This is a genomic window from Polaromonas sp. C04 (genome assembly GCF_002002705.1).
Lineage (GTDB): Bacteria > Pseudomonadota > Gammaproteobacteria > Burkholderiales > Burkholderiaceae_C > Rhodoferax_A.
Genome location: NZ_MUNS01000032.1, coordinates 73,895 through 83,661, shown reverse-complemented (window position 1 = coordinate 83,661; position 9,767 = coordinate 73,895). Strand labels below are relative to the sequence as shown.

The following is a 9,767-nucleotide window of genomic DNA, read 5'->3' as shown; positions in this document are numbered from 1 at the left end:
GGCGGGCTCAGAAAACGAACGGGGAAGGTTCGGGGAAATTCATCAGGCGCGGCGCCAGTGTGTCCCACGGCTGCACGGTGCGCCAGTCGTCGTCGCCCACGCGCGTGACAATGGTGGCGCGCATCACGGGGTCGTCGCCGACGATGGCCGCCAGCCGCCCGCCCACCTTGAGCTGCGCGAGCAGGGCCTGCGGCACCTGGGCGACCGAGCCGCTGAGCACGATCATGTCGAACGGCGCCTCGGCCAGGATGCCCTGGGCGCCGTCGGCCTCGCGCACTTCGGCGTTGTAGATGCCGGCCCGTTGCAGGTTGCCGCGGGCGGTTCGCGCCAGTTCCGGATTGATCTCCAGCGACACCACGCGCTGCGCGCGGTGCGCCAGCAGCGCCGCCATGTAGCCCGAGCCTGCGCCGATTTCCAGCACCGTCTCATGCCTTTGCACGGCTACTTCCTGCAGGATGCGCGCCTCCACCTTGGGCTCGAGCATGCACTGGCTCGGGTGTGTCTGCGGCGGCAGCGGGATTTGCATGTCGACAAAGGCCAGCGCCTTGTGCGCCAGCGGCACGAAGTCTTCGCGCTTGACGACCGACAGCAGCTGCAGCACATGGCTGTCGAGCACTTCCCAGGGGCGGATTTGCTGCTCGATCATGTTGAAACGGGCCTGCTCAAAATTCATCGGGGTCGTCATCGCGGTTTCTCCGGGGGTCAGCACAAACCTCCGATTTTAGAGGGCCGGCCCGATGCGCCGGCATCCCGATCAGTAAAACGCCTGCAGACCGGTCTGGGCCCGGCCCAGGATCAGCGCGTGCACGTCGTGCGTGCCCTCGTAGGTGTTGACCGTCTCCAGGTTGATCATGTGGCGGATCACGTGGTATTCGTCATGGATGCCGTTGCCGCCGTGCATGTCGCGCGCCAGGCGGGCAATGTCGAGCGACTTGCCGCAGGAGTTGCGTTTGATCAGGCTGATCATCTCGGGCACGGCCTTGCCCTCGTCCATCAGCCGGCCCACGCGCAGGCAGCCTTGCAGGCCCAGCGCGATCTCGGTCTGCATGTCGGCCAGCTTCTTCTGGATCAACTGGTTTGCGGCAAGCGGGCGGCCAAACTGCACGCGGTCCATCGTGTACTGGCGTGCGCGGTGCCAGCAGTCCTCGGCGGCACCCAGAGCGCCCCAGGCGATGCCGTAGCGCGCCTTGTTCAGGCAGCCGAACGGGCCCTTGAGGCCGCTCACGTTGGGCAGCAGATTCTCGGCCGGCACGAACACGTCGTCCATCACGATCTCGCCGGTGATGGAGGCGCGCAGGCTCATCTTGCCTTCGATCTTCGGGGCGGTGAGGCCCTTCATGCCTTTTTCCAGCACAAAGCCGCGGATGCTTTCCTGGCCGCCGACCTTGCCGTCAGGATCGGCCAGCTTGGCCCAGACCACGAACACATCGGCAATCGGCGCATTGGTGATCCACATCTTGGCGCCCTTGACGATGTAGCCGCCGTCCACGGGCTTGGCGCGTGTCAGCATGCTGGCCGGGTCGGAGCCGTGGTTCGGCTCGGTCAGGCCGAAGCAGCCGACCCATTCGCCGGTGGCGAGTTTGGGTAAATACTTCTGGCGCTGGGCTTCGGAACCGTACTCGTTGATCGGGTGCATCACCAGCGAGCTTTGCACGCTCATCGCGCTGCGGTAGCCGCTGTCCACGCGCTCGACCTCGCGCGCCACCAGGCCATAGCTCACGTAATTGAGCCCGGCGCAGCCGTAGCCTTCGATGGTGGAGCCCAGGAAGCCCATGGCGCCGAATTCGTTCATGATTTCGCGGTCGAACTTTTCATGGCGCGCCGCCATCAGCACGCGCGGCTGGAGCTTTTCCTGGCAGAAGGCGTGGGCGGCCTCCACAATGGCGCGCTCGTCGTCGCTGAGCTGCTCCGACAGCAAAAACGGGTCTTCCCAGTTGAATTTGGCTTTCATGTCATGTGTCCTTTGAGGTGAGGGGCAAAGTGAAGGGGCTGTGATGCCGGTGGCCTTGGCAGGCGTTGTGCCCGGCCACGTCGCCCGCTTATTGTTCAACGGCGACCAATATCTGTCCAATACCTATTATCGATTCGACGATATATTATTCGTATTCATGGAGTTCCGGCACCTGCGCTATTTCCTCGTTCTGGCCGAAGAGCTGCACTTCGGCCGCGCGGCGCGGCGCCTGTCGATTTCGCAGCCGCCGCTGTCGCTGAATATCCAGCAACTGGAGGCGTCGGTCGGCGCGCGGCTGTTCACCCGCAACAGCAAGCAGGTCGCACTCACCGCCGCCGGCCAGGCCTTCGTGCCGGCGGCGCGCGCGCTGCTGGAGCAGGCGGCGCAGGCGGCCAGCCATGCCCGCGATGTGGGGCAGGGCATGGCGGGGAGCCTGGCCATCGGCTTTGCCGGCACCATGCTGTACAGCGGCCTGCCGAAGATACTGGAGCGCTTTCAGGCCCGCCATCCCCTGCTGCGGCTGATGCTCAAGGAGCTGAGCTCGAGCGAGCAACTGATGGAACTGGCACAGGACCGGCTCGATCTGGGCTTTGTGCACACCACGCGCGTGCCGCCCGAGTTGAGCGAAATCCTGGTGGCCCGCCAGGCCTTTGTCTGCTGCCTGCCCGCCGGCCACGCGCTGGCGCGCAAGCGCACGCTGTCGCTCCCCCAATTGCAGGGCGAGCCTTTTGCCGTGGTGTCACGCACGGTGTCGCCCGACTACCATGAGCGGATCATGGCCATCTGCACCGAGGCCGGGTTTTACCCGGAGATACGCTACGAACTGCGGCATTGGCTCAGCGTGGTGTCGCTGGTCTCGCAGGGCATGGGCGTGGCGCTGGTGCCGGCGGCCTTGCAGCAGTCGGCCATGGCCGGCGCCGCGTTTGTGCCGCTGCAGCAGGCCACCACGCCGTACGATACGCATTGCCTGTGGAAAACCAGCCGCGACAATCCGGCGCTGGCGGCCTTTGTCAGTGCGGTGCGCGCGGCGTCCAACCCGCCGCGCGGGAACGCGCGCTGATGCCACGAGTCAGAAGACTCAACTATCAAGGAATACCGACATGAACGATTTGCAAACCATCACCCTGGCGGGCGGCTGCTTCTGGTGCACCGAGGCCGTGTACGTGCGCGTGCGTGGCGTCACCGATGTGGAGAGCGGCTACAGCAACGGGCACACCCAAAACCCCAGCTACGAGCAGGTCTGCAGCGGCGACACCGGGCACGCCGAAGTGGTCAAGCTCACATACGACCCGGCCGAGATCAGCGTGCGCGAGATACTGGAGATCTTTTTCGTGGTGCACGACGCGACCACCCTGAACCGGCAGGGCAACGATACGGGCACGCAATACCGCAGCGGCATCTACTACTCGACCCCCGAGCAAAAGCAGGTGGCCGACGACATGATCCGCCAGATGAGCCAGGACAAGCTGTTTGACGCGCCCATCGTCACCGAGGTGCTGCCGCTGGCCAACTACTGGCCTGCCGAGGACTACCACCAGGACTTCTACGAGAAGCACCCGAACCAGGGTTACTGCGTGGCCGTGGCCGGCCCGAAGGTAGCGAAATTCCGCAAGACCTTTGCGGATCGGGTGAAGACGTAAGCGGCTCGCGCTCCCTGTTGAAAGGGTTGGCAATGCTTCGTATCAGGACTTGGCTGCTGGGGCTGCTGTGCTTCGCGGCCGCGGCGGTGTTTGCGCAGGTGGCTCCACAGGTCGTGGACATTCCGACCCGCCCCGGCGTGACGCAGCGCTTCGTGTACCTGGCGCCGCCGCAGCCGCGCGCCGCGGTGGTGTTGCTCGCAGGCGGGCATGGCGGCCTGCAGATTTATCCCAATGGCAGCTTCAAATGGGGGGAGGGCAATTTCCTGGTGCGCGCACGTCAGCTGTTTGTGCAGCAAGGGCTGGCGGTGGCGGTGGTCGATGCGCCCTCGGACCGGCAGTCGGCGCCCTTCCTCGGCGGCTTTCGGCAGACCCCGGAACATGTGGCCGACCTGCGCGCCGTCATGGCGTGGCTGCGGCAGCAGTCGCCGGTGCCGGTGTGGCTGGTGGGCACCAGCCGGGGCACCCAGTCGGCCGCCTGGGTGGCGACGCAGCTCGGCCGCAGCGACGGTGGCCCGGACGGCCTGGTGCTCACCTCCACCATCCTCCGGGATCCGCATGGTCGCCCGGTGCCTGAGATGCCGCTCGATCGCGTCGCCGTGCCGGTGCTGGTGGTGCATCACGTGCAGGACGGGTGCCGCCTATGCCCCTACGGCGATGTGCCGCGTCTGATGGACAAGTTCAGTGCCGCCCCGCGCAAGGAGGCCATTGGCGTGACGGGCGGCGTAGACCAGGGCGACCCCTGCGAGGCCATGGCGCACCACGGCTTCAACGGTCAGGACGCCGACGTTGTGGCCCGCATCGCCAGCTGGATCACGACGCCGTAACCGCAGCGCATGCCTGAACCGGCAGCATCGGCCCGAAGAGCAACGCCGCCATTCGTTTTCCCTGGTGCGAACAATCAGTTGAAAATGAGAAAAATCAGAAGCTAACGAGAAAATCATTAACCCCAGGGGGAGCCAGAGAGTCACTGCGTGGACCGCGATAAGTCTCGACGTGAAGTCAGCAAGAGACTGTTAGCGGCTGTACAGCTTTAGGATCTGCCCACTCCAAACCAGCCACTCGCAATGGGGCCTGTGGCGCTTCCTAACGTTTGAATTGAGCGGAGTCGCGCGGCTTTTCGCGCAGATCCGCGGGCCACAGCCGCGCTGGTGGGGTAACGGGATAAGTACAGAACAGAGTGGCGCACTGCACTAGCAGGGCTAGAATTTTTCCACCCATGGGCGCAGGTCTATCTCCTGTGTCCACGTGCTGCGATGCTGAAGGTGCAACTGATAATAGGTTTCCGCGATATGTTCAGGGAACATTGACGACAGTCGATCCCTTGCTGCATCGCCGGAGCGCGTGGAAAGGATGCCACCGTCGAGAATAACGTGAGCGACATGGATGCCTCGAGGTCCTAGATCGCGTGCCATGCTCTGGGCCAGCGCCCGCACCCCAAACTTGCCAACTGCCATGTTGATATATTCAGCGCGGCCGCGCATTGCACCGGTGGCACCGGTATAAATAATGGTGCCTGACCCCCGTGGCAGCATGAGCCGCGCGACCTCACGCCCGACTATGAACCCGCCCAAGGCCATCGCCCGCCAGCACTCCTCGAATGCCGGTGTTTCGATGTCCAAAATGGTGCCGGGAATGAAGTGCTCCACGTTGTACACCACAAGATCGGGAACACCCATCTCTTCGATCAGACGATTAAGCATCGATTTAACAGATCCATCGTCTGTTGCGTCACAACCGTAGCGTCGACCCGCCCCCCCCCAAAGCGTTAATCTCCTTGATTAGTCCATCGAGCTTTTCCGCATTGCGGGCGGCAACGGCGACTGCCATACCGGCTTGCGCAAACCGGCGCGCCAGTGCACTCCCGAGGCCAGGCCCTGTACCGACAATGAGGGCAACCCCTGATTGGAGTGGGGATACCATGGACTTATCAGGGTGCATCGCATGCATATCCGAACCTCCTACAGTTTCGGGGAGCGAAGCACTTGACGATATTGAGGCCGATCCGTTGAGCAACGGTCCGCGTTGATGGTTGGTGGAAACCCGCACGCTGCGCGCAAGCCGCAGGTAGATGGCGAAGGGCCCCAAGCGAATTTGGGTACCGATCTTTGCGCTGTTCCAAAATTTCTGAATCAGAGTCATGGAATTATTAGTTATTGCGGTTCGGCGCTAAAGTAGCCCCGTGGTATGCCTATGAAACAGTCAGAGGCTTGTTCATCAGTCGACGGATTGCTTTTGTAACGCCCCCGAATTGCAGGGAAACTGCATTCGACTCGCACGCCCTGATGCATAAATGACAATGGGCGCATTTCCACAGACTTATGCGAAGCATTCCATCGGGTCCCAGGTGAATGGCCTCTACCGGGCATATCTTCCGGCAGTCGCCGCAGCCGGAGCAGGTTTTTTGGTTGATTTCCGGTCTGGGGCGCAGCGCTACGTTATTGATGAAGCGCGTAGTCCTGCAATAGAACCCCTCAGTTGCTATGCCTACGGATGGCATTGCCTTCACCTGCACTGCTTGCATCGTTTGCCAGTCCATCCCGGCGACTGTGATCTGACTCGTGTCCGCGCAGCCCAATCCCATTTGTTGCCCGAGTCGGATAGTGGGCGCGTCGGCGCCCTCAAAGCCAGCAGCACGCGCCGCGATTGCATCCAGCGCCACTGGGTCTGTGCCGGCTAAAAGCAGGGCCACCGGATGGCATGTAGTAGTGTCAGTGGGGTCTCGAACTGTAGTGAGATCGAGAAACGAGACGGTCGGCTTCACCGTTGTACATACATCCACAATCACGCGGGCTATATCTTCTGGACGCGGAAAGAGATTGTGCAAATGCTGCTGGCACCGTCCGACAACGGCACTGAACATGTTCTTAACGGCGCCGCTCAACACCAGTGGGCCATGAGGCTGAAAATTGGCACAGTTAACCACTTTGTCGACATCCAGCACCGCGCGTGAGATCAGATACGTGCGGGGATAAACCATTCCACCGCGGACGCGTCTTGCACCGGCCTTGGCGAAGCTGACCAAATTTGCCCCTGATGATTCTGCGATGCCGTAGATCCACCGTTCATCGGACAGATGATTCTCGCTGCGCATTCTCGTTGACGCTTCGTCACCGAGAGTAACCATCGCGCCGCAGTCCCTGACGGCCTCGATCGCCATCGCTATCACTTCGGGGTGGGAGATCATCCGACTCTCTGGATTGCCGCCACCGTAGCGCAGGAACGGCTTTACCAGAACATGATCTCCGGTGCGAATCATCGCCGGCAAAGGAGGATCCATCCTATCGAGTAAATCCCGAAAGGCGCCCCGAACGGAGGTCCGGGTATGGTCGTCGTTTCTTGCAACGGCAATATGGGCGTGGGTTTGATGTTGGCCGTTCATAGCGCAAGCACCCGACTACCTGCGTACTTTGATATGTCGGTTCGCAGACACTTGAACGTCACCATTTCGTTGCATAGCACGGAAACAAGAGGTGCCCTATCAGGGAAGGATGTCGGTCTTTTCGTAGTCGCGAAAGGAGCAAGCGTCGTTCTGAAGTTGTTGCCGCTGCCACGGGTTGCAAGCAACACAGCGAGACTCAGTCTGACGACAATTGGCCTCATAACTGCTCCCTAGTGATTAATCTACCGAGAACTATGCAAATATCATTCCATAAAAGATATGGCTAGTGTTTTCAAGGGTCTACAGGGCTATTACATATAGTTTTTGTGTTGTGCTGTTAAATTTATCGACAGGCTTGAATTGAAACACTCAGAAAGGGATACGTTCTTCGGGGCAAGGTCAGTACATAGGGGCACTCCCACGAAAGTGACTGTGGGAGAACTATGGTTGGTGGGCGCGACGACATGTGTCGCACAGTGCGTGATCTCAAAAAATATTTTGCTCGAATGTCTGATCTTCGGCGGGGTGGCTGGCGTCCCACGATGTTCGCGGAATTTTTCGGGCTGATCCTTGTCTGCTTATTCGGCGACCATGACGCTCCAATATCGGAACGAATGACTGAATTGAACACCTTGCTGGCGGCGACGAATGACTGCTGACTGGCATGCCCAAAACTCAAAACTGAGATCCCAGAAAGCAGCCGTTGGCTAGAACCCTCTCCCGCTGCAGACCTGCCGGCCGCAATTGAAATCCAGTCTCGCTAACTTCCTTCCGAACTTTTTCTCACCAACTCCTGATCAAGTCGGTGCCGAGGGACTTCATTTTCTCAAAATCAACTGATTGTTCACGCGTGGTGTTTACGGCGCCAAACGCTCACGCAGCCAGCGTTGATTGCTCTCTTTTGTGTAGCGCAGCCGGTCATGCAGGCGGCTTTTGCGGCCCTGCCAGAACTCCCACCTGTCGGGCTGCAGGCGAAAGCCGCCCCAGTGCGGCGGGCGCGGCGGCTGCAGCATGAATTTGGCGCCGTAGCGGGCGGCGTTGGTCACCAGCACGCTGCGCCCGGCAATCACCTGGCTTTGCGGGCTGGCCCAGGCGCCGATGCGCGAGTCGAGCGGGCGGCTGTTGAAATAGGCGTTGCTTTCCGCGTCGCTGATTTTTTCGACCACGCCTTCGATGCGCACCACGCGCTCGAGCTCGACCCAGTGGAACTGCAGCGCCGCGTACGGATTGCCGGCCAGCTCCTGGCCCTTGCGGCTCTCGTAGTTGGTGAACCAGACGATGCCGCGTTCGTCATAGCCCTTGATCAGCACCACGCGCGTGCTGGGGCGCAGGTTGCTCGCGACCGTGGCCAGCGTCATGGCATTGGGTTCGGGCACCTGAGCCGCGATGGCTTCGGTCAGCCACTGCTCGAATTGCTTGAGCGGGTCGGCGTGCGAGGCTTGTTCGCTGAGTTCGGCGCGCTCGTAGCTTTTGCGCAGGTCTGCAAGGTGGGCGGCGGTATTTGTCATACTTGGCAGTATAGAAACCCTGACCTTCATGCAACAACCCACAGTTTTGGTGCTGGCCTCCGGCCGGGGCGAGCGTTTCGCGGCGTCGGGCGGCAGCGTGCACAAGCTGCAGGCGCTGCTGGCCGGCAAAACCGTGCTGGAGCACACGCTGGACGCGGTGCGTGCCAGCGGCCTGCCCTGGCATCTGGAGGACGCCGGCCACCCCGGCATGGGCGACTCGATTGCCGCTGCCGTACGCGCCACGCGGGACGCGGCGGGCTGGCTGATTCTGCCCGCGGATTTGCCGCTGATTCAGGCCGCCACGCTCTTGCAAGTGGCGGCGGCGCTGCAGACCCATGATGTGGTCGTACCCGTCTATCAGGGTAGCCGGGGCCACCCGGTCGGGTTTGGCGCCGCGTGTGGCCCGGCGCTGCTGGCTTTGCAAGGGAATCAGGGTGCAGCCCCTGTGGTACGTGCACATGCCGCTATTGAATTGATAGTCGACGATATCGGCTGCGTGACCGACATCGATACGCTGGACGATCTGGCACGGGCGCAGGCGCTGGTGTCCCGGCCTCGCTGAAGCCGGGGCTTCGCGCCGGTTACTTTGGAGGCGCGGCCGGCGCGCCGGCCAGATCCAGCAATCGCTGCAGTGCCCGGTCGCGGATGCCCTGCGCGCGCAGGCTGTGCAGGGTCTGGTGCGCGTAGTCGTGGGTCGTGCCGTAGCGGCCGCGCGACTGCATAAAAACCTGGCTGTACTGCGCGGGCGTGAGCTCGCCGGTGAAGCTCGGGCTGCGGCGCGACAGCGTGAAGGCCAGCGCCTTGATCGGCCCCTGCGGCGTGCGGCAGTGCAGCCAGCGCGGGTCGTACACGCCGCTCGGCATCTCGCGCAGCCACAGGGCGGACAGCACGTCGCCCGCGTCAATCCGGCGCACCCGGAACGCCACGCCCTGGCAACTGCCGCCCGAGAGCAGCGCAAACACCAGGCCCGGGCACTCGGGCGTGCCGCGGTTCACGCGGCTCCACATCTTGAGTGCGCGGTGCCAGCCCTGCACGCGGGCGGCGCGCTGCTCGGCAAATTCAAAGTCCGGCCGCCAGATCAGCGAGGCGTAGCCAAAAATCCACAAGTCGGAGCGGCCGCCCCAGGCGGCCAGCGTCTGCTCCAGCATGAGGGCCGGGTCGCGCCCGGGCGTGAGCGGTTCTGTCATGACCGCACTTTACAGCGACCCGGCAGGCAACTCCGGGAAGGATCCTGGTGCGTCCCGGCTTTCGTTTTGGTAACGCACTGGTAACCCTTTTCGGTCTATTTG

Annotated in this window: 10 protein-coding genes and 1 pseudogene; 4 read left to right on the top strand and 7 right to left on the bottom strand. The window is 62.4% G+C overall.

All coding sequences use genetic code 11. From position 1 onward, the window contains the following. Window positions 1–7: 7 nt before the first annotated feature. Entirely contained in the window at window positions 8–673 is a 666-nt protein-coding gene (locus B0E49_RS12665; RefSeq protein ID WP_077562558.1) for a protein-L-isoaspartate O-methyltransferase family protein, read from the bottom strand. 81 nt (window positions 674–754) lie between these two features. Beyond that, complete coding sequence (locus B0E49_RS12660) at window positions 755–1,951, bottom strand: acyl-CoA dehydrogenase (RefSeq protein ID WP_077562557.1); 1,197 nt, start codon at window positions 1,949–1,951, stop codon at window positions 755–757. A 157-nt stretch (window positions 1,952–2,108) separates the two neighbouring features. Between B0E49_RS12660 and B0E49_RS12655 the strand changes: the two genes are divergently transcribed. From B0E49_RS12655 to B0E49_RS12645, 3 genes are read left to right on the top strand one after another with little or no spacing between them, the layout of a single operon-like run. Further along, window positions 2,109–3,011: a LysR family transcriptional regulator gene (locus B0E49_RS12655; protein WP_077562566.1), complete on the top strand. Its 903-nt coding sequence runs from the start codon at window positions 2,109–2,111 to the stop codon at window positions 3,009–3,011. Window positions 3,012–3,051: 40 nt separating this feature from the next. Then, complete coding sequence (msrA, locus tag B0E49_RS12650) at window positions 3,052–3,591, top strand: peptide-methionine (S)-S-oxide reductase MsrA (RefSeq protein ID WP_077562556.1); 540 nt, start codon at window positions 3,052–3,054, stop codon at window positions 3,589–3,591. A 32-nt stretch (window positions 3,592–3,623) separates the two neighbouring features. Further along, window positions 3,624–4,415, top strand: coding sequence for an alpha/beta hydrolase (locus B0E49_RS12645; RefSeq protein WP_077562555.1), 792 nt, complete (start codon window positions 3,624–3,626; stop codon window positions 4,413–4,415). A gap of 375 nt (window positions 4,416–4,790) precedes the next feature. Here B0E49_RS12645 and B0E49_RS12640 read toward each other — a convergent pair. The 4 genes and pseudogenes from B0E49_RS12640 to pdxH form a co-directional block, all read right to left on the bottom strand. Further along, window positions 4,791–5,318 (bottom strand): annotated as a pseudogene (locus B0E49_RS12640) (SDR family oxidoreductase); the annotation flags it as partial. 1 nt (window position 5,319) lies between these two features. Further along, entirely contained in the window at window positions 5,320–5,511 is a 192-nt protein-coding gene (locus B0E49_RS21030) for an SDR family NAD(P)-dependent oxidoreductase (RefSeq protein ID WP_353647354.1), read from the bottom strand. A gap of 268 nt (window positions 5,512–5,779) precedes the next feature. Beyond that, the gene (locus B0E49_RS12635) at window positions 5,780–6,970 is read right to left on the bottom strand and encodes a DUF362 domain-containing protein (protein WP_077562554.1); all 1,191 of its coding nucleotides are present in this window, start codon (window positions 6,968–6,970) and stop codon (window positions 5,780–5,782) included. Window positions 6,971–7,827: 857 nt separating this feature from the next. Then, window positions 7,828–8,478 carry a pyridoxamine 5'-phosphate oxidase gene (pdxH, locus tag B0E49_RS12630; protein WP_077562553.1) on the bottom strand — a complete coding sequence of 217 codons (651 nt, stop codon included), beginning with the start codon at window positions 8,476–8,478 and terminating at the stop codon, window positions 7,828–7,830. Window positions 8,479–8,506: 28 nt separating this feature from the next. On the opposite strand from pdxH, the gene B0E49_RS12625 reads away from it, so the two are divergent. Then, a complete protein-coding gene (locus B0E49_RS12625) occupies window positions 8,507–9,040 on the top strand; it encodes a nucleotidyltransferase family protein (protein ID WP_077562552.1) in 534 nt (177 codons plus the stop codon). A 19-nt stretch (window positions 9,041–9,059) separates the two neighbouring features. Here B0E49_RS12625 and B0E49_RS12620 read toward each other — a convergent pair whose 3' ends face one another. Then, window positions 9,060–9,665, bottom strand: a complete 606-nt coding sequence (locus B0E49_RS12620; RefSeq protein ID WP_077562551.1) for a gamma-glutamylcyclotransferase — start codon at window positions 9,663–9,665, stop codon at window positions 9,060–9,062. Between the last annotated feature and the right edge of the window lie 102 nt (window positions 9,666–9,767).